Source organism: Thermococcus sp. (assembly GCF_027008145.1).
Taxonomy (GTDB): Archaea; Methanobacteriota_B; Thermococci; order Thermococcales; family Thermococcaceae; genus Thermococcus.
This window is the reverse complement of sequence record NZ_JALTCZ010000181.1, coordinates 1-17,492: the sequence shown is the minus strand read 5'-3', so window position 1 is coordinate 17,492 and position 17,492 is coordinate 1. Positions and strand designations below refer to the sequence as shown.

General features: G+C 53.9%; 22 protein-coding genes and 1 pseudogene. 17 read left to right on the top strand and 6 right to left on the bottom strand.

Annotation, left to right across the window (positions count from 1 at the left end):
• Both MVD07_RS09110 and MVD07_RS09105 read right to left on the bottom strand, forming a co-directional pair.
• The coding region (locus MVD07_RS09110) for a GNAT family N-acetyltransferase (RefSeq protein WP_297501153.1) at window positions 1-700 on the bottom strand (700 nt) is incomplete at its 3' end.
• A gap of 35 nt (window positions 701-735) precedes the next feature.
• A complete protein-coding gene (locus tag MVD07_RS09105; RefSeq protein WP_297501148.1) occupies window positions 736-1,896 on the bottom strand; it encodes an MFS transporter in 1,161 nt (386 codons plus the stop codon).
• 93 nt (window positions 1,897-1,989) lie between these two features.
• Between MVD07_RS09105 and MVD07_RS09100 the strand changes: the two genes are divergently transcribed.
• From MVD07_RS09100 to MVD07_RS09090, 3 genes are read left to right on the top strand one after another with little or no spacing between them, the layout of a single operon-like run.
• On the top strand, window positions 1,990-2,631 hold the full coding sequence (locus MVD07_RS09100; RefSeq protein WP_297501145.1) for a hypothetical protein: 642 nt from the start codon (window positions 1,990-1,992) through the stop codon (window positions 2,629-2,631).
• 1 nt (window position 2,632) lies between these two features.
• Window positions 2,633-2,932, top strand: a complete 300-nt coding sequence (locus tag MVD07_RS09095) for a transcriptional regulator (protein ID WP_297501142.1) — start codon at window positions 2,633-2,635, stop codon at window positions 2,930-2,932.
• Window positions 2,925-3,638, top strand: coding sequence for a CPBP family intramembrane glutamic endopeptidase (locus MVD07_RS09090; RefSeq protein ID WP_297501140.1), 714 nt, complete (start codon window positions 2,925-2,927; stop codon window positions 3,636-3,638). The genes MVD07_RS09095 and MVD07_RS09090 overlap by 8 nt, the downstream gene beginning before the upstream one ends.
• Here the strand turns inward: MVD07_RS09090 and MVD07_RS09085 are convergent.
• Window positions 3,567-4,019, bottom strand: coding sequence for a hypothetical protein (locus tag MVD07_RS09085; protein WP_297501137.1), 453 nt, complete (start codon window positions 4,017-4,019; stop codon window positions 3,567-3,569). The two genes, MVD07_RS09090 and MVD07_RS09085, sit on opposite strands and share 72 nt — an antisense overlap.
• On the bottom strand, window positions 4,016-4,492 hold the full coding sequence (locus MVD07_RS09080; RefSeq protein WP_297501134.1) for a hypothetical protein: 477 nt from the start codon (window positions 4,490-4,492) through the stop codon (window positions 4,016-4,018). The genes MVD07_RS09085 and MVD07_RS09080 overlap by 4 nt, the downstream gene beginning before the upstream one ends.
• Before the next feature lie 84 nt (window positions 4,493-4,576).
• Here MVD07_RS09080 and MVD07_RS09075 point away from each other — a divergent pair, with 84 nt between their 5' ends.
• Together MVD07_RS09075 and MVD07_RS09070 are read left to right on the top strand one after the other, a co-directional pair.
• Window positions 4,577-5,107, top strand: a complete 531-nt coding sequence (locus MVD07_RS09075; RefSeq protein WP_297501131.1) for a hypothetical protein — start codon at window positions 4,577-4,579, stop codon at window positions 5,105-5,107.
• Window positions 5,107-5,774, top strand: a pseudogene (locus MVD07_RS09070) (carbon-nitrogen hydrolase family protein). Before MVD07_RS09075 ends, MVD07_RS09070 begins: the two are co-directional and overlap by 1 nt.
• 10 nt (window positions 5,775-5,784) lie before the next feature.
• On the opposite strand, the gene MVD07_RS09065 reads toward MVD07_RS09070, so the two are convergent.
• Together MVD07_RS09065 and MVD07_RS10960 are read right to left on the bottom strand one after the other, a co-directional pair.
• On the bottom strand, window positions 5,785-6,966 hold the full coding sequence (locus MVD07_RS09065) for an ammonium transporter (protein WP_297501130.1): 1,182 nt from the start codon (window positions 6,964-6,966) through the stop codon (window positions 5,785-5,787).
• Window positions 6,967-7,293: 327 nt separating this feature from the next.
• On the bottom strand, window positions 7,294-8,694 hold the full coding sequence (locus MVD07_RS10960) for a DUF2202 domain-containing protein (protein WP_366078504.1): 1,401 nt from the start codon (window positions 8,692-8,694) through the stop codon (window positions 7,294-7,296).
• A 181-nt stretch (window positions 8,695-8,875) separates the two neighbouring features.
• Here MVD07_RS10960 and MVD07_RS09050 point away from each other — a divergent pair, with 181 nt between their 5' ends.
• The 12 genes from MVD07_RS09050 to MVD07_RS08995 form a co-directional block, all read left to right on the top strand.
• Complete coding sequence (locus tag MVD07_RS09050; protein ID WP_297501128.1) at window positions 8,876-9,325, top strand: dual specificity protein phosphatase family protein; 450 nt, start codon at window positions 8,876-8,878, stop codon at window positions 9,323-9,325.
• A 234-nt stretch (window positions 9,326-9,559) separates the two neighbouring features.
• Window positions 9,560-10,438: an ATP phosphoribosyltransferase regulatory subunit gene (locus MVD07_RS09045; protein WP_297501127.1), complete on the top strand. Its 879-nt coding sequence runs from the start codon at window positions 9,560-9,562 to the stop codon at window positions 10,436-10,438.
• Window positions 10,435-11,052: an ATP phosphoribosyltransferase gene (hisG, locus tag MVD07_RS09040; RefSeq protein WP_297501125.1), complete on the top strand. Its 618-nt coding sequence runs from the start codon at window positions 10,435-10,437 to the stop codon at window positions 11,050-11,052. Before MVD07_RS09045 ends, hisG begins: the two co-directional genes overlap by 4 nt.
• Window positions 11,042-12,175 (top strand): histidinol dehydrogenase, encoded by a 1,134-nt coding sequence (hisD, locus tag MVD07_RS09035; RefSeq protein ID WP_297501123.1) that lies wholly within the window; start codon window positions 11,042-11,044, stop codon window positions 12,173-12,175. Before hisG ends, hisD begins: the two co-directional genes overlap by 11 nt.
• Window positions 12,172-12,708, top strand: a complete 537-nt coding sequence (gene hisB, locus MVD07_RS09030) for an imidazoleglycerol-phosphate dehydratase HisB (RefSeq protein ID WP_297501121.1) — start codon at window positions 12,172-12,174, stop codon at window positions 12,706-12,708. Before hisD ends, hisB begins: the two co-directional genes overlap by 4 nt.
• Window positions 12,705-13,301 carry an imidazole glycerol phosphate synthase subunit HisH gene (gene hisH, locus MVD07_RS09025; protein ID WP_297501119.1) on the top strand — a complete coding sequence of 199 codons (597 nt, stop codon included), beginning with the start codon at window positions 12,705-12,707 and terminating at the stop codon, window positions 13,299-13,301. The genes hisB and hisH overlap by 4 nt, the downstream gene beginning before the upstream one ends.
• A 1-nt stretch (window position 13,302) precedes the next feature.
• The gene (gene hisA, locus MVD07_RS09020; protein ID WP_297501117.1) at window positions 13,303-14,001 is read left to right on the top strand and encodes a 1-(5-phosphoribosyl)-5-((5-phosphoribosylamino)methylideneamino)imidazole-4-carboxamide isomerase; all 699 of its coding nucleotides are present in this window, start codon (window positions 13,303-13,305) and stop codon (window positions 13,999-14,001) included.
• The gene (gene hisF, locus MVD07_RS09015; protein WP_297501115.1) at window positions 13,983-14,741 is read left to right on the top strand and encodes an imidazole glycerol phosphate synthase subunit HisF; all 759 of its coding nucleotides are present in this window, start codon (window positions 13,983-13,985) and stop codon (window positions 14,739-14,741) included. The genes hisA and hisF overlap by 19 nt, the downstream gene beginning before the upstream one ends.
• 9 nt (window positions 14,742-14,750) lie before the next feature.
• Complete coding sequence (hisIE, locus tag MVD07_RS09010; protein WP_297501113.1) at window positions 14,751-15,380, top strand: bifunctional phosphoribosyl-AMP cyclohydrolase/phosphoribosyl-ATP diphosphatase HisIE; 630 nt, start codon at window positions 14,751-14,753, stop codon at window positions 15,378-15,380.
• Window positions 15,377-16,381, top strand: a complete 1,005-nt coding sequence (gene hisC / locus MVD07_RS09005; RefSeq protein ID WP_297501111.1) for a histidinol-phosphate transaminase — start codon at window positions 15,377-15,379, stop codon at window positions 16,379-16,381. Before hisIE ends, hisC begins: the two co-directional genes overlap by 4 nt.
• 1 nt (window position 16,382) lies before the next feature.
• Window positions 16,383-17,108, top strand: coding sequence for a hydrolase (locus MVD07_RS09000; RefSeq protein WP_297501150.1), 726 nt, complete (start codon window positions 16,383-16,385; stop codon window positions 17,106-17,108).
• The coding region (locus MVD07_RS08995) for a prephenate dehydrogenase/arogenate dehydrogenase family protein (protein ID WP_297501098.1) at window positions 17,105-17,492 on the top strand (388 nt) is incomplete at its 3' end. The genes MVD07_RS09000 and MVD07_RS08995, both read left to right, overlap by 4 nt.

Below are 17,492 nucleotides of genomic sequence, written 5' to 3'. Positions count from 1 at the left end.
ATGGGATCATCACGTCAAAGTGATCAGAGCCAAGCTCCTTCGCCGCCCAGCTCATAGCCGGCATCAGCTCCCTCAGAACCGCCGGCCCGGGATCGAGGGCGGTAAAGGTTGCTCCCTCCTTCGGCCCCATGAATCTCAGCCCGTTAAGCTCGTAGAGAACCGCGTTTTCCTTGAGCCATTTGACCGTCTCATCACAGCGGCGGAGGAACCTCCAGCCAACTGGAAGCCTTCCGAGGGTTACGTCCTCCATAGAAGGCTCCACAACGGACGGCTCTTCTGTTTCGCCCACGGGTGCACTCATGACGAAGAACTTTGCCCTGACTTGAAAACCCGTGCTTTCGGCCATTGAGATGCTCTCCCTGTTGAGGAAGTAGGTTGCGAACTCGAGGGTCTCTATCTTTTCCTCTTCGGCGAGCTTTCTGCCGAGTTCGAGCATGAAGTTGTGGAGCATCCTCCCGAATCCTCTGCCTCTGTAGTCGGGGTGAACGCGGAGTCCCTCCAGCCAGCCGACTTTGCAGGGCAGAGTGGTGAGCTTCGCCGTTCCAACGACCTTGCCATCGACCTCGAGGACGTAGAAGTTGTCGCCGAGCCATTCGTCAAATACCCTCGCTAAGTAGTCCCCACCGCCCCAGGTTAAGCGGGATATTTCCTCTATGAAGGGTTTGTCCTCGGGTCTGGCCTCACGGATGGTTGGGTTCATGACGTTCACCTGCAGGTGTGTCGATGCTCGGGATTTTATGCTTTTGCATCCCCGAGGAATTTCCCAAAGAGGAGGGAAGCTGTCAGCGCAAGGGAAAACGCCACAATTGCAAAAACCCGGATTTCACCGCTCTTTTCAATCGCCCACGCAAAGGCCAACTGCGAGAGGGGAATTACCAGCGTCGCGAGGGCGTCAAAGATGCCCCTCGCGGTTCCGAGGCTTTCGAGTGGGATAACCTTTTGCATCAGGCTGTCGAAGGAGACGTTGAGGAGCTCCCCGCCGAAGCCCACAAGTAGAACCGCCGGGAAGAGCGCCACCACGGTGGGAAAGCCAACGAGGAGCAGAGCCCCACTCTGGAGGAGCATCCCCGCTATAAGAGGTCTTTTCAATCCTGCCCGTTTTCTGATAGCCACGTAAGTCAGCCCGGCCACCGCCGCGAGGCTTCCGGCCGTCGTGAGGGACTGGAGGAGTCCGTAGAGAACCTCTCCCTTTCTAAGCACCCTCAGTGAGGCGAAGACGAATATCCTGAAAGAGCCAAGGGCGAAGTTGAAGAGCAGAACCGAGGCTAGAACGCCGATAACGAGCCTCCTGTCTACTTTTAACGGCTTCTCTTCCACATTCCCGGTGATCATATCACGCTTCACCTCGATGTTCAAATATGGGATTAGTGTGAGCGCTCCGATGAGAAGGAGAAGGGCATCGAGGAGCATCGCTTTAATCCCGAAGCGGTACGCTAAAACCCCCGCAACTGGAAAGGCCACCAGCGAGACCGCGTTTCCGACCGTTGCCAGCGTCGCGTTCAGCCTCTGGAGTTCGTTCTCCTCGCACGTTATCGATGCTATGAGGGAGAAGCCGTAGTAGCGGTGGAGGATGTCGAGGGCTGAAATGCCTGAAACAACGAGGTAGAAGGCCCAGACGTTACGGGATAGCGGGATTATTAGAACGGCAAGAAAGACCTGAAGGAGCAGAGCTAAGAACGCCAGTCGAACTTTCTTCCCGGTTTTATCAAGGGTTCTGCCGAGGAGGGGAGGGAGGATGACCCATGGGAGGTGCGTGAAGAGGGCGTAACCGCCTATGCTCAGCAGTGACCCCGTGCCCTTGAGGAGGCTCCAGGGTAAGGCGACGCTCTCGATTGCATCTCCAGCAGTCCTGAGGGCTGAGGTAAGCAGGTGAAGGTTGTAGGGACGGCGGTTCATGAGGGCAGATATGAGGGGGACGTTAAAAGCTTAGCTCTGTTCCCCAAACTTCCGGCCGGTTATAAATAGGTGGAGCGCGAAGTTGAAACGGTGGTGGGGATGGAGAATGTTGGGGAGCTTGCGGAGGCCCTTAAAGCCGTTGAGGACGAGCTGAACTTAGCCAAGAGGGTTTACTTAGCTTTCCCGTTCATCTTCTGGGCGGCACTTATGCCCCTGCTCTACATCCTGACGAACGCCCTCCCGTGGACTTCCGGATTGTCCGGGGGATTCCCTGGCGACTACTGGGGGATGGCCCTTTCCACCCTGGCGATACTCTGGTTCATGATTGAGGAGAAGGGGATGGTGAAGAAGATTGAAAGCCTTGAGAGGGTTCTCGGGATGCCGAGGGGGAGGAGCAGGGGCTACGTGGTCTCCCAGATGGCCGGCTGGCTTCTCGCCGGAATGCTCGCGTTCGTGTTCTCTTTAGCGACACCGGCTCAGTACGAGTTCCAAACCGCTGCTTTCATGCTCCTGCTCGCGGGCCTCGGCGTCGGCTTCATGGTGCTGTCGGCTCTGCTCTTCCTCAGGCGGGTTGAGTGGCCCCAGGTGCTCGTCTCGCTGATGGATTTATCCGCCCTGTACATCCTCTTCAACCTGAACGGCACCATGAACCCAGGGGCTTTCTCTGTGATGGTGATTTCCTCATCCTTTGCCTTCGCGGCTTTCCTCTACATAAGAAAGGCCATGAGGGAGTGAGATGAGGGCTGAGAGGCTCAGAGAGCTGGCGAACTCACCGCTTGGGAACCCAACGAGGTTAGCGATAGCCCTCTACCTCCTCTCCCGCGAGAGCACAACGTTCATCGAGCTTGCCAGGGCGCTGAAGATGACCCCGGGAAATCTCGACTTTCACCTGAAGGCCCTCGAAAGGGCCGGAATAATCAGGACGTACTACGGCTTCGGCAAGAGGCCGAGGAAGTTCGTGGAGCTGAGCGAAAAGGGTACAGACGAGCTGGAGAGGGCCATGAGAATCCTCAGGGAGGTTGTGGAGGGTGATTGAATACTTCTACGCCTTCCTCCTCTGGCTGGCGGTCTTTCTGCCCTCATCGGCCCTTGGCCCGCTCTTGGTGAAGAGGGGAAAGGGCTTAGCGGGTGCCGGAATTCAGGGGGCGTTCCTCCTCCTGTCGCTCATTCTGATCTTGCTCCTCCGGATTCCGCCCGGTTTTAAGCCAGTCTACCTCCCCCAGGCAACTGCCCTTGGATTTCTCGTCTCTCTGGCCTTGAACCTCGGAGAAAAGCTCTTTCCTGGAGAAAAGGCTAAAGAAAAAGCAGAAACATTGGAGTTCCTACCGGAGGGCCTCCTCTGGAAAATCCTGCTCCTTCTTATCCTGGCCCCCCTCGCCGAGGAAAGTCTCAACAGGGCACTGGTCGAGGGCTACCTCTTAAGCCAAGGTCAGTTCTGGGGTGCGATCCTGTTCTCGGCTCTTCTCTTCGCCCTCCCACACTGGATGGCCTTTGAGGGGGCTTCCGCAGGGGAGAAAGCCTACATAACAGCTGGAGCTTTTCTCATGGGACTTATGGCCGGCTACCTCTTCGCGGTTAGCGGTTCTCTCCTCACGGCCTTCGCCTTCCATTCATCGGCGAACCTTGCGGGTTTTCTCTTTTTTGGTCTCAGGAAGGAAATCGGCCACTTTTTAAATCCTCTCAACGACCATAACTGTCTTTCCCTCTTCCTCCTTAACCCCCGCCGCGATCTCCTCGCCTAAAACCTCGACCCAGCCGCGCTCCCAGAGTTCCTTTTCCCAGAGGATTTCGCCGTTTCTGACCTTTATCACCGCCGCTTTTCCCTTGACCTCGCCCCCAACGAGGAGATCCTCTCCAATGGGAAGGAGTGAAGTCACTGCACCGTTTGGAAGCGTCACCTCCCAGCCCTCGCTCCGAACCCAAAGGTCGCTTCCTTTATAGCCGCCTAAGATTATCTTCCCATCCATTCTGGCGGCAGTCAGGGCTATTCCCTCCGCAAGTTCCCTTTCTCCTACCAGCTCTCCATTCTCGGTGAATTCGAACGCTTTAACCTTCCATCTCTCTTCCTTCAGGCCCCCTATGAGGACGGGCTTACCTTTGAGTCCAACCAGGCCCGAAATCACGGCATCGTCCCAGGGGCGAGTTTTCTGAGCCAAAGAACTTCGCCGTCCAGCGTGATACTCCCGATGAAAAAGCCCCTGCCTCCCTCGTCGGAGGTTTCGCCCGCTATGAAAGCACCACTCCTATCCGGCAGAATCGAGTAAACGGCCTCGTTGCCGAGAATTTTTAGCTTTCGCTCCCAGAGGACTTCGAAGTTATCATCGAGCCTCGCTACGTAGCCCTTCCAGCCCTCGCCCCCCTCCGGGGTTGCCCTTCCCTCAGCGGCACCGCCGATGAGATAGCCGTCCTTGAGCTTCGCTATGCTGTGTCCTTCCCAGTCGTTTTTGCCCGAGAGGAACTTTAGCTCTTCTATCTCTTCACCGTCGAGCCTTGCGAGCATGAGTTTGTAGGCCTTCCCATCGTGAACGCTCCCGATGAGCAGGTCGCCGGCGAGTGCAACCGGAACCGTTTCAGCACCGAAGGAGTAGGTTATCATTCGTGCTCCTCCTTGGACATGTTGATAATTCTTTTGGGGAACTGCGGCAAAGGTTTTAAGATTTTTGTGGTTAGTGGTAAACGGGTGATACGAACGAGAAGGAAAAATCACGTTGTGGTATTGGTGGTTATGTTCATTCTCGTTCTGCTCTTCTCTTCATACGTCCTATGGAACTGCCGAAAAGACGAGAAGAGCCTGATAACTTCTGTTTACATTTATGGCTTGAAGGATGCCAGAGGACTCTCTGACGTCGGCGGAAGCTTTGAGTACCTCCTTCGCGAGAATGCCTCTGATGACCTCATAGTTTTCTATGCCCGTGCGTACTCCATCAGAGCCGGGCACCTTGAAGACACTTTCGGCCTTCTCCAGGCGTACACGGATGATGAGAGATTCCAGCTAATGTTTTCGGCCATGTCTAACTACCATTTGTTCCTTCACGTAGTCAGCTTCAGCAACTCCACGAGGATGAAAAGTCTCATCGAGAAGAACCTTGAAACACTCAAGGAACTCGACAATCTCATGGAGAACGTAACAAAATATCAAAATCCAGACGATTTGCCCCAAGAACTCGCCGAGAAGATTTTTCGGACCTCTGAGAAGCTGGAGGTGCAGTAATGAGGGTCGCGCTAATCCCGATGCGGGTTAAGGCTGGAGACTTCGACGCCAACTGGGCCGAGTTCGAGAGGCGTTTCAGCGAGGCTTTGACGTATAATCCCCACTTCGTAGTGTTTCCAGAGTACTGCCTTACCGGCTTCGAGGAGTGGGACTTTTCTGGAGCGGGGCTTTACGATGAGATAGTCGAGCGCGTAAGCTCACTCGCGAGAAAGGCCGGCGTTTACGTCGTCTTTGGTCTCCTTGAGCCGTACAAAAACTGCGTTTACAACTCCGCGCTTTTAATCGGCAGAAACGGCGGGGTTCTCCTAAAGCACCGCAAGTTCCAGGAACCTACAAGTTCTGCACCGGCAACACGGTGAGAACAGCATGGACTGAGTTTGGAAAGGTCGCGGTAATCATCTGTGGCGACCTCTACAACAAGAGAATAGCGAAGTGGGTGAGGCGGAAAAGACCTGACTACCTCTTCGTGCCGATGGAGTACTCCCCTGACTACGGCCAGCCGAACGAGGAGGACGTTGGGGCGATGGCCAAGCGGGTTAAGCTCCTCGGTGCTAAGACCTTCATAGTCAACAGCTCACCGCCCGGTGGTGCTTGGATTTTCGAGAGGGATGGGACGCTTGTGGCCTCCTCGGGAAAAGAAGAAATGTTGGTCGTTGAAGTGAAATAAAGAAAAAACTTCATGCATCAACGTAGGCGCTCTCAGCCCACTCGTAGGCGTCAAGGCCCTTCTTCTCGGCATCCTCCGGAACGCGAACGGGAGTTACCCTATCGGTAATCCAAATCAGGATGTAGGTCACGACAAATGCATAGACCGCACAGCCAACCGCCGCGATGACCTGCTTGAGGAAGAACGTTGCATTGCCATGTATGAGCCCGTTGCTTCCAAATATTGCGGCGTTTCCAAAGATGCCGAGGAGAATTATACCCGAGAAACCGCCGATACCGTGAACGCCCCACACATCGAGGGCATCGTCCCATCCCTTTCTGTTTTTAAAGTCCACCGCAAGGTGGCAGATTATCGCCGAGAGGATACCGACTATCATGGCTGCTTGGGGGCTTATAAACCCAGCTGTGGGCGTAACCGTTGCGAGGCCCGCTATTGAGCCCGTCATAAAGCCTATGGCGCTCCATTTCCCGTTCTTCCAGTAATCAATGAACATCCATGTCACGGCGGCAAATGCCGCGGCCTCCATAGTGTTCACGAAGGCAACGTTGGTGTCAATGTCCACTCTTAAAGCCGAGCCAGCGTTGAAGCCGAACCATCCGAACCAGAGGAGTGCAGTTCCAATGAGAATCAGTGGCAAGCTATGGTTGCCCTCCTTGACGTACTTCCTTGCCCCCAGGTAGGCAACGACGGCCAGAGCACCGAAGCCGGCACTCGTGTGGACAACTATTCCGCCGGCAAAGTCCTCAACGCCCCACTTCTGGAGAAAGCCTCCTCCCCAAAGCCAGTGAGCAAAGGGGAAGTAAACGAGGAACAACCACAGGGTTGTGAACAGTATGAATGCTTTAAAGCGCATTCTATCGGCGAAGGCACCCGTCATGAGAACTGGCGTTATTATGGCAAACATCAGCTGGTAGACCATGAAGGTGTACAGGCTTATTACGTGGTTGCCGGGATAGAGGGTTTTGGGCGTTATGTTGTTCAGGAAGAAGTAGTGGGCGTTGCCTATGATTCCCTTAACGTCTGGTCCGAATGCAAGGCTGAATCCGAAGAGAACCCATATTATGGTTGTCCATCCAGCTGAAAAGAAGTTTTGCATCATCATTGCCACTGCATTCTTCCTATTGACCATCCCCCCGTAGAACAAAGCCAAACCGGGGGTCATTATAAACACCAGCGCGGCCGCTATCAGCATAAAACCGTCGCTACCAGGGTTAAACATTGTTGATGCCTCCCTTCGGTTGTTTCCGAATTTTATGTCGAAAATTCTTCGAAACTTTATGTTATACAATTTTTGGTTCAATTGTCTATATATGACCAATTTTTTGGACTTTATGGCACAATATCCTACGAAAATTTTTCAATATATCATAATGGGTCTTTTAGTTCTCTGTTTTGAGTATTGTGTGATATTATTAGAGAAATCTATGAAGGGTCCTTCATGGGTTTGTACAACTTGAAAATATCACACATCATCTCAGAGAATTGGGAATCTAAAACAGAAAATATGAAAAACGTAGGGTCACCTTCCGTTCCCGTGCCCCTGGCCGTTACCGCCAGTTTCCATGGGCGAGTTTATTATTGCCTCGTACTCCTCCATGCTGAGGAGCTGTGGCTCGTACGTCACCCCGTAGTTTGATAGGGTCTTTACAAAGGCCCTGAGATGGTTCCTGCTGCCCATCATCAGGTTCTCGTAAACCGCGATGATGTCGAGCTTATCCGTCTGGTCAATCCTTTCTTGTAGGTCTATGATATCTGTCTCCTCGATGAGTGCTCCCACCTTGAGGGCATCGATAACGCTCTTGCTCCCCTGCTCAACCAGCTGGTTGTAAAGGGCCTGAATGTCTGGATTAGTAAAGACACCAACTGGCTCGTCCTTTGTCGGGTCGGTGATGTTGTACTTCTCAAGGAGGGTCCTGACCGCGTTGACGTGGGTTGTCTCGCTATCTGCTATGTTGTTGAATATCTGAAGTCCCCACTTCTCGTAGAGGGTAACGTAGACGTCGTGGGCAAGTTTTTCTTCCTCCACCATGTAGAGGAGGCCGTCTATCTCCTCCTGGGTCAGTTGGCCCGCGGGAGTTGAGTTAACATATTTCTGGAGGTCGGCTGTGTTCACGGTACCGTTCTCATTGGTAACAACCGGAAGTGTGTCATTGGCGGGTGGCTGGGCGGTGCTCGGCCCGGTTTCCATTGGGCTGTTGAGGATTGCGTAAAAATCGTCCTCGCTGAGAACCTGCGGGGTGTACTTGACTCCCCTGCTCTCGAGCTGGCTCACGAAGGAGCGTAGATGGTTCTCGCTTCCCTTCATCAGGTTCTCGTAAACTGTGATTATATCCACTTTGTTAGTCTGGTCAATTCTCTCCTGCAGGTCTTTAATGTCGGTTTCCTCTATTAAGGCTCCAACCTTCAGCGCGTCTATCTCGCTCTTCATTCCCATCTCGATGAGCTGGTTGTAGAGATTCTGTATTTCCTCGTTCTGGAACTGGCCTATTCCCTCGCTTGCCGTTGGGTCAGTGATGTTGTACTTCTCAAGGAGGGTCCTGACCGCGTTGACGTGGGTTGTTTCACTGTCCGCTATGTTCTTGAATATCGGTAGTCCCCATTTCTCGTAGAGCTTGGTGTAGACGTCATGTGCGAGCTTTTCTTCCTCGACCATGTAGAGAAGGCCGTCCTTTTCCTCCTGCGTCAGCTGTCCTGCTGGAATCGAATCAATGTAACTCTTCAGGTCCGCCGTGTTTATCGTCCCGTTCTGGTTGACCGCTGAAGGCATCTGGTCGGTGTTACCCTTTCCTTGTGTTGCTCCCGCTCCTTGAGCGCCCGTCGTTGTCCCTGTATTCGTTGTGGTAGTCGTGCCTATACACCCCGCTCCGAGGACGCTCAGGAAAAGCGCCCCGATAAGGAGCAGGCTTAATATTCTCCTCATGTTCGTTCACCTCTCCATATGCAACTTATTAATTACATATATGGCTCTCTTTATAAACCTTTTGCATCTTAACTTCATTCAAACTATGTTCGATTATCGATTTAAGACTATCCCCCTCCAAGAACATCATATTCAAAATAATCAAAAATAATTTAAACCACTGGATAACGTACTAAATGATATGCTCAGCTACTGGTGGGTCGACGATAATGTGGCATTTTCACCCATTCCCTCGAAAACAGACCTCAAAGACCTAAGCAGTGTTTTTCAGGCTGTGACTGTTCTCGTCGAGGATTACGAGCTTCCATATTCCCTCGAAGAGTGGGGGAGGAGGGGAGTTGAGGTCCTCCACAGCCCGATACCCGATTTTCGAGCGCCCTCTTTTTCGCAGCTCCTTGGAATCCTCCGCTGGATTGAAAACCGAGTCTGGGAGGGGAGGAAGGTCTTAATCCACTGCTTCGGCGGCCTTGGCAGGAGCGGGACAGTTGCGGTCGCCTGGCTCATGTACTCGAAGGGGATTCCGCTCAGGGAAGCCCTGAGAAGGGTTCGCTCTGTGAAGCCCGGGGCGGTGGAGAGCGGCGAGCAGATGGATGTTCTTAGGGTTCTTGAGGAATTCCTTGGAGTTGGATAAACGACGAAATGTTGGCCCATTGCTTGTCTCTTTTTGCCGGATAGTCGGGATATTTTGGGACAGGTTTATTTAGGGGAACTCCAACTTGGGCCGGCGATGAAAATGGCTGGAAGTACGACCCCACCCAGACCGGAAACCCTTGAGGCCCTAAAGCCCAGCTGGGTGAGCCGCTGCCATCATCACCTCTTCTGAACCCGATGCCCTTTCCTCCATGAGCCAGCAGGGGGTGTTCTCTTGAGGCGTTCCATCCAGGATTACCTCAGGTTAGCGGAGATTGGGAACCGGCTGAGGGGCGTTTTTGAACTATGGGGCTACCTCGAGGTGACGTTTCCTGCAATAGAGGAGTATTCGCCAGGAATAAGAAAGGGAACCAAGCTGGCCTATGACAACGCCTTCTACCTCATAAACCCCGATCCGACGTCGAGGATAATAAGGGCCTTCTCCGACGAGGAGATAAGACTGTTCTACATAACGGAGGTTCTGAACGGCTCAACGAGGGGAGAATGGCAGGCCGGAGTCGAGATGATAGGCCTTCCTGGGGTACCGGCCGAGCCGATCATCGTTGCGATAACTGCACTTGAGGCCCTTGGTGTGGAGGAGTTCTACATCGACATCGGAAGCCTTGAGGTGTGGAGGGAGGCCACGGAGGGAATTGAGGAATTCAGGAACGTTGTTTTCGGCGCCCTCATCAGGAGGAACTTTGAGCCGATAGACCGGCTTCCCATCCCGGGGGAAAAGAAGGAGGAACTCTGGCGCCTCTTCAACTTCCGCGGAAGGAGGAGCGGTTTTGAGAAGCTCGACCGGCTTTTGAGGATAATAGACGACGAAAGGGTCTTCATAGACCTCGGAACGGTCAGACCGCAGCCTTACTACACGGACGTCATCTTCGAAATCTACTCCCCTGAGGTCGGGAAGCCGATAGGCGGCGGTGGGGAATACACGGTCGGTGAAAAGCCGGCCGCTGGCTTCTACCTCGACATGATGGCCCTTTCAAGGCTTTACACCGGGAAGAAGAGGGGGAGGACGAAGCTTTCTCTGGATGATCCAGCGAAGGCATACCGGGAAGCCAAGGGGCTGGTAAAGCTCGGAATCCCCGTGGAGGTGGGAAAATGAGGTTCGTCCTGCCTAAGGGCCGTCTCCTCAAGGGTTCCCTTGAAATCCTGAGAAAAGCCGGTTACGATGTCCAAAAGCCCGGCGAGAGGAGGCTCGTGGAGAGGTTCAACGGCAATGAAGTTTTAATCGCGAGGGCCTTCGACGTTCCTGTCTACGTTGAACACGGGGTTGACGTTGGCATTTCCGGGAGCGACGTCGTTGAAGAACGGAAAAGCGACGTTTTCGTCCCGCTGGAGCTTCCCTTCGGGAAGTGCCGCCTCAGCCTGGCCATGCCCGCTGGGAGGGTCGTGCCTCCGGAGGAGATGGACGGCTATAGGGTTGCCACCAAATACGAGAGAATAACGAGGGAGTACTTCTCAAAGCTGGGCGTTGAGGTGGAAATCCTGAAGCTCAGCGGGAGCGTAGAGCTGGCGCCGAAGGTCGGCATAGCCGATGCCATCGTCGACATCGTTGAGACCGGGGAAACACTGAAGGCAAACGACCTCGTTGAGGTTGAGAAGGTTATGGATGTTTCAGCCCAGCTCCTCGTCAACAGGATTTCCCAGAAGACCAAGTTTGAGGAGATAAACGAGCTTGTTTTCTCCATAAAAGAGGTGATTAGGGATGGATTTTGATCTTGAAAGCTACGTCTCCGGAATCTTAAGGGATATACGCGAGAGGGGAATCGAGGCCGTTAAGGAGTACTCCAAAAGGTTTGACGGTTTTGAAGGCCCATTTAGGGTGAGCGAGGAGGAGTTCCGAGAGGCGGAGGAAGTTATCCCTGAGAAGGACAGGGAAATTATCGAGAGAACAATCAAGAGGCTCTGGGACTACCACGAAAGACAAAAACCTAAGGACGAGCTTTTCATTAAAAACGGCTCGCTCTACGGCTTAATCTACAGGCCGATAGGGAGGATAGGCATCTACGTTCCCGGCGGAAAGCCCCTGCCTTCAACCCTCATGATGGTCGCAGTTCCAGCTAAGATAGCCGGCGTTAAGAAGATTGCCGTTACAATCCCTCCGAAGGATGGAAAGGTGAACCCCTACGTTCTCTATGTTGCCAGAAGGCTCGGCATAAGCGAGGTCTACAAGCTCGGCGGTGTTCAGGCGATAGGGGCGATGGCCTACGGCATCGGCATGAAGAAGGTCGACAAGATATTCGGGCCGGGAAACAGGTTCGTGAACGAGGCCAAGAGACAGGTCTTCGGCGTTGTGGGAATAGACAGCCTCGCAGGACCGTCGGAAATAGCGGTGATAGCCGATGGAAGCGCGGATAAGGGGTATGTTTTGGCAGATTTGCTCAGCCAGCTTGAGCACGGGAAGGACAGCAGGGCCTGGCTTCTAACGACCTCGGAGGAGCTTGCCGAGTACTGCTCGCGCGGTGGGGTAGAGGTAATCCTCTGCGAGACCCTTGAGGAGTGCGCCGGGAATGTCAATGAGATAGCGCCGGAGCACCTTGAGATAATAACCGAGAACCCGATGGGGATAGTTGGCCTGATTGAAAACGCCGGTGCGATTTACCTTGGGCCTTATACGCCGGTTCCTTCCGCAGATTACTTCCTCGGTGTCAACCACGTCCTTCCAACGGGGGGAACGGCCCGCTTCGGCGGTGTTCTGACAGTTATAGACTTCCTCAAGCCGATAACCCTTGCAATGGTTAGCAGAGAGGAGTTCTTAGCGGAGAGGGAGCTGGGCCTTCGTCTGGCGGAGATTGAGGGCATGGAACTCCACAGGAGGAGCATGGAGGTGAGGAAATGAAGAGGGAAACGAGGGAAACGAGCGTGGAGGTTCAGCTTGGAGTGGAAGGAAGCATTGAGACGAACGATAGGGTGCTCGACCACCTGCTGATTACACTCTTCCACTACATGGGGAAGGAAGCGAGCCTCAGAGCCACCTACGACCTAAGGCACCACCTCTGGGAAGACGTTGCCATAGCCTTGGGGGAGGAGCTTCGCTCTAAACTGCCAGAAAAGTTCGCGCGCTTCGGGAGCGCGATAATACCGATGGACGACGCTTTGGTCCTCGTTGCCGTGGACATCTCAGGAAGGCCATACGTAAGCGTCGAACTCTCCTATGGGGAGGGGGAAACCGGCTTCGAGAAGGCCCTCGTGAGGGAGTTCCTCTGGGGGCTGGCGCGCTCCCTTAGGGCTACAATCCACGTGAAGACCCTGAGCGGGATTAACGCGCACCACGTAATCGAGGCGGCCTTCAAGGGACTCGGCAAAGCTCTTGGAGAGGCAGTTGGGGAGAGCGAGAAACTGGAGAGCACGAAAGGTCTGCTGGAGGTGTGAGGGTGATAGCGATAGTGGATTTGGGTATAGGTAACCTCGCCAACGTCAGGAAGGCCCTTGGGGGAGTTATCACGGGCGACCCCTACGAGATAGAGAGGGCAGAAAAGCTCGTTCTCCCTGGGGTTGGCAACTTTGGTGCGGTGGTTGAGAAGCTCGAACCGCTCAGGGGTGTCATACTCGACGCGATAAACGACGGGAAGCCCTTCCTCGGGATATGCCTCGGCCTCCAGCTACTCTTTCAGGAAAGCGAAGAAAGCCCGGGAAAGCAGGGCCTTGGGGTCTTTGAGGGGCAAGTCCTCAGGTTTCGGGGCGTTAGGGCGCCGCACATAGGCTGGAACCAGCTGTGGAAGAGAAAGGAGTGCCCCCTCTTTGAGGGAATAAACGACGGTGCTTACTTCTACTTCGTCCACTCCTACTACGCCCTGCCGGAAAAGGAGGAGATAATCGCGGGCGTTACCGACTACGGGCCGAGGGGAAGGGAGATAATTTTCACCTCGGCCCTCTGCAGAGAGAACGTCTACGCGGTGCAGTTTCACCCGGAAAAAAGCGGGAGGAACGGCTTAATCCTGATGAGAAACTTCAGGAGGCTTTGAAATGGAGGTATATCCAGCAATAGACCTCATGGATGGAAAGGCAGTGAGACTTTACAGGGGCAGAAAAGATAAGGTCAGGGTCTACGGCGACCCCGTTGAGATAGCCCAGCGTTTTGCCGAGTTCGTCGATAAAATTCACGTCGTTGACCTCAATGGGGCCTTTGAAGGCTTCCCGAAGAACCTCAATGTAGTCGAGAGGATAATCCAAGAAACCGGCCTGAGGGTTCAGCTGGGCGGGGGTTTGAGGAGCTACGAAGCAATCGCTAAAGCCTATGAAATCGGCGTTGAGAACGCCATAATAGGCACGAAGGCCCTCGATATAGCCTTTCTGGAGCGAATCAGTCAGGACTTCGAGGGAATAACCGTGAGCCTTGACTCCAAGTGGGGAAGAATAGCCGTAAAGGGCTGGGTTGAAAGCGGTTTGGAGGTCAAAGAGGCCTACGAGATTCTGAGGGAATACGTGGACAGGTTCATCTACACCTCCGTTGAGCGGGACGGAACGCTCACTGGTATAGAGGAAATCGAGCGCTTCTGGGGGAACGAGGAGTTCATCTACGCGGGAGGGGTTTCAAGTGCCGATGACCTGAGAAAGCTCTGGGAAATCGGGTTCTCGGGCGTTATTGTCGGCAAGGCCCTTTACGAGGGTTTGGTGTCTCTTGAGGAACTTTTAGGGGTGACAGAATGCTCGCAAAGAGAATAATCGCGGCACTCGACATAAAGGAAGGCCGGGTCGTGAAGGGGATCAAGTTCAGGAACATACGAGACGCCGGCAATCCCGTTGAGCTTGCCAAACGCTACGAGAAGGAGGGCATAGACGAGATAGTTTTCCTCGACATCACTGCCTCTTACGAGAAGAGGGGGATACTCCTCAACCTCGTGGAGAGGATTGCAGGGGAGATATACGTCCCCTTCACGGTTGGGGGAGGCATAAAAACCCTTGAAGAGGCCAGGGAGATAATCAAACGCGGTGCCGATAAGGTGTTCATAAACACCGCCGCCGTAAATAGACCCGAGCTTGTGAGGAAGATAGCGAATGTCGTTGGAACCGCGAACCTTGTGGTGGCCATAGACGCGAAGTGGAACGGCTCCTTCTGGGAAGTCTACACCCACGGAGGAAGGAAGGCAAGGGGAATCGATGCCGTAGAATGGGCGAAAACCGTTGAGAGACTCGGAGCGGGTGAGATACTCCTGACGAGTATGGACGCTGACGGAACCAAGGAGGGCTTTGACATACCGCTGACGAAAGCAGTCGCAAGTGCCGTTGATATTCCGGTGATAGCCTCTGGAGGAGCCGGAAAACCGGAGCACTTCTACGAGGCCTTCAAAGCCGGTGCCGAGGCAGGTCTGGCGGCATCAATATTCCACTACAACGAATACACCGTCGGCGAGCTGAAGAGGTTCTTAGCTGAGAGGGGAATCCCCGTAAGGCTGGACTACTGAGGTGGTAGAATGAGCCTTGACGAGCTAATCGAAAAAATCAACTGGGAGAATAACGTCGGAATCGTTCCCGTTGTTGTTCAAGACACCAAAGGAGAAGTCCTTACGCTGGCCTACATGAACAGAGAAGCCCTCAGGAGAACCCTTGAGACGGGTTACGCCCACTACTACTCCCGCTCTCAGAGGAGGGTCAGGATGAAGGGCGAAGTGAGCGGGAACACCCAGAGGGTCAAGGAGATTAGAATAGACTGCGACAGCGACGCCCTGCTCCTGATAGTGGAGCAAAAAGGAGTCGCCTGCCACACCGGTAACTACTCCTGCTTCTACAGAAAACTTGGCGAACCGGAGCGGGTTCTGCCGATGGACTACTCCCTGACAATCCTCAGGGAGCTTGAAGAGCTGATACGGAAGAGAAAGGAAAGTCCCGTTGAGGGTTCTTACACATCGAGGCTCTTCAAAGAGGGCAGGGAGAGGATTTACAAGAAGTTCGGGGAAGAAGCGGTAGAAGTTCTCGTGGCGGAGACGAGGGAGGGGTTAATCTACGAGACGGCCGACATGCTCTACCACCTGCTCGTTCTCCTCGCTTACAACGACGTTTCCCTCGGGGAGGTTATGGCCGAGCTGAGGAGGCGGAGGAGATGATTCGCGGGCTTGTTAAGTCCTTTCAGCCCTACAGGGTCGTGGAGGGAAACTACAGGGTCTGGCTCGACAAGAACGAAAGCCCCTACGACCTGCCGGGCTGGGTAAAGGAAGAAATCTTTGAGGAACTCAGGGAAATGAGCTTCAACAGGTATCCGCACATCACCTCAATGCCGGCGAGAGAGGCCATAGCCGACTTCTACGGAATCTCGCCAAACAACGTTGCTGTTGGCAACGGAGGCGACGAGCTGATAAGCTACCTTGTGAGGCTGTTCGATGGAAACTACATCGTCACAACTCCCCCGACCTTTGGAATGTACGGCTTCTACGCCAAGCTGAATGAGATTCCCCTCGTTGAGGTTCCCCTGCGGGAGGACTTCACGATTGACGGGAGGGCAATAGCGGAGAAGTCCAAAAACGCAAGGGCGGTTTTTATAGCTTCCCCCAACAACCCCACGGGGAATTCACAGCCGGAGGAGGAGATAGCTGAAGTCCTCGAAACCGGAAAGCCCCTTGTTCTCGACGAGGCCTACGCGGAGTTTTCAGGAAGAAGCCTCTGGAAGATGATTGATGAATACGAAAACCTCATAGTCCTCAGGACGTTCTCAAAGGCCTTTGGATTAGCTGGAGTTAGGGCCGGCTACATGCTCGCGAGTGAAGAGGTGGTAGATGCTCTTTACCGGATAAAGTCGCCCTTCAGCGTCGGAATCATGACGATGACATCTATGGTCGTCATGCTGAGGCACACTGACCTGGTTGAGAAGAGAGTTAAAAAAATCATCGAGGAGCGCGAGAGGGTCAGGAAGAAGCTCGGTGACTTGGCTTACCCAAGCGACGCGAACTTTTTACTGGTCAAACTGAACGCCTACGAGGAACTTCTAAGGCGGGGAATCGTCGTCAGAAAGCTCTCGGGCAGGCTGGAGGGACACATAAGGGTAACCATAGGGCGGAGATGGGAGAACGAGGCCTTCTTAAGGGCCGTCGGGGAGATAACGGGTGGTTGAGTTGTGGGTCGTTTTTGACATCGACGGCACGCTCATAGACGTTAGCGAGAGCTACGACATGGCCGTAAAGCTCACAGTGGAGTACTTTCTCCGAATGTTCGGGGTCGAGAGGGAAATAAACCTTGACCTGGTAAGAAAGCTCCGCTCAAAGGGGTCGTTCGGTGATGACTTCAAGGTGAGCGAGGCGCTAATCCTTTTCTCGCTCGCCGGAGACGTTGAGAGACTTGTCAACGAGTTCCCGGCCGGGGAGGGAATTGACTGGGTAAGGAACAGGTTCGGCTTCGAGATACACGGGGGAAGCATAGAGAGGGTTTTTAACACGTTCTACCTCGGGGAAGTCTATCCGGGCAGGCTCTTTGATTTTCCCGGCCTCTGGAAAAGGGAAAAGCCCCTGATAAGCCGAGAACCCCTTGAGAAACTCGGAAGAATGACCAAAATCGGCGTTGTAACCGGAAGGAACGAGCTTGAACTTAGGCTCGCTGAGAAAATCCTCGGCTTTCACTTTGAGAAGGCCATAACGAGGGAACTCGGCTTAAAACCAAATCCCGACCTGCTCTGGGAGCTCGTTCGAGGCGAGGAAGGCGTTTACGTAGGGGACACCCTGAACGACGAGCTTTTCATCGAGAACTACAGGAAAAAATACGGGGACTTTGACTTCGTTATGGTCGGCAGGGACGTTGAGAGCGCTTCGGTTTTCGTTGAGAACCTGCTGGAGGTGTTGAGATGAGGATTGCCGTTGTAGGTGCAGGAACAATCGGGGGTGCGATAGCAAAGGCCCTCAAAAAGGCCGGATATGAAGTCACAGCCACGAGGAGAAGGGTTGAAAAGGCGAAGGAACTGGCGGAGATGGGGATAGATGTTATCCCCGACAACAGAAAGGCCGTTGAAAAGGCCGATGTGATTTTCATAGCCGTGAAGCCCAACAGGGTGGCGGAGGTTCTTGAGGAGGTCTCTGAACTAATTGAAGGGAAGCTCGTGATTTCTGTCGTTGCGGGAATATCCCTCCGGGAGCTGAAGAGGCTGGCCAATGCAAAGTTCGTCAGGGCAATGCCCAACATAGCCATCTTGGTCGGCGAATCCTTCACGGCTTATTCAACTGACCTCGAGGGGA

Bases quoted from the DNA above. Each gene is read 5' to 3' on its own strand.
- MVD07_RS09105 (WP_297501148.1), bottom strand. From the start codon at position 1,896: ATGAACCGCCGTCCCTACAACCTTCACCTGCTTACCTCAGCCCTCAGG.
- MVD07_RS09095 (WP_297501142.1), top strand. From the start codon at position 2,633: ATGAGGGCTGAGAGGCTCAGAGAGCTGGCGAACTCACCGCTTGGGAAC.
- MVD07_RS09080 (WP_297501134.1), bottom strand. From the start codon at position 4,492: ATGATAACCTACTCCTTCGGTGCTGAAACGGTTCCGGTTGCACTCGCC.
- MVD07_RS09065 (WP_297501130.1), bottom strand. From the start codon at position 6,966: ATGCTGATAGCGGCCGCGCTGGTGTTTATAATGACCCCCGGTTTGGCT.
- MVD07_RS10960 (WP_366078504.1), bottom strand. From the start codon at position 8,694: ATGAGGAGAATATTAAGCCTGCTCCTTATCGGGGCGCTTTTCCTGAGC.
- MVD07_RS09050 (WP_297501128.1), top strand. From the start codon at position 8,876: ATGCTCAGCTACTGGTGGGTCGACGATAATGTGGCATTTTCACCCATT.
- hisG (WP_297501125.1), top strand. From the start codon at position 10,435: ATGAGGTTCGTCCTGCCTAAGGGCCGTCTCCTCAAGGGTTCCCTTGAA.
- hisD (WP_297501123.1), top strand. From the start codon at position 11,042: ATGGATTTTGATCTTGAAAGCTACGTCTCCGGAATCTTAAGGGATATA.
- hisB (WP_297501121.1), top strand. From the start codon at position 12,172: ATGAAGAGGGAAACGAGGGAAACGAGCGTGGAGGTTCAGCTTGGAGTG.
- hisA (WP_297501117.1), top strand. From the start codon at position 13,303: ATGGAGGTATATCCAGCAATAGACCTCATGGATGGAAAGGCAGTGAGA.
- hisF (WP_297501115.1), top strand. From the start codon at position 13,983: ATGCTCGCAAAGAGAATAATCGCGGCACTCGACATAAAGGAAGGCCGG.
- hisIE (WP_297501113.1), top strand. From the start codon at position 14,751: ATGAGCCTTGACGAGCTAATCGAAAAAATCAACTGGGAGAATAACGTC.
- hisC (WP_297501111.1), top strand. From the start codon at position 15,377: ATGATTCGCGGGCTTGTTAAGTCCTTTCAGCCCTACAGGGTCGTGGAG.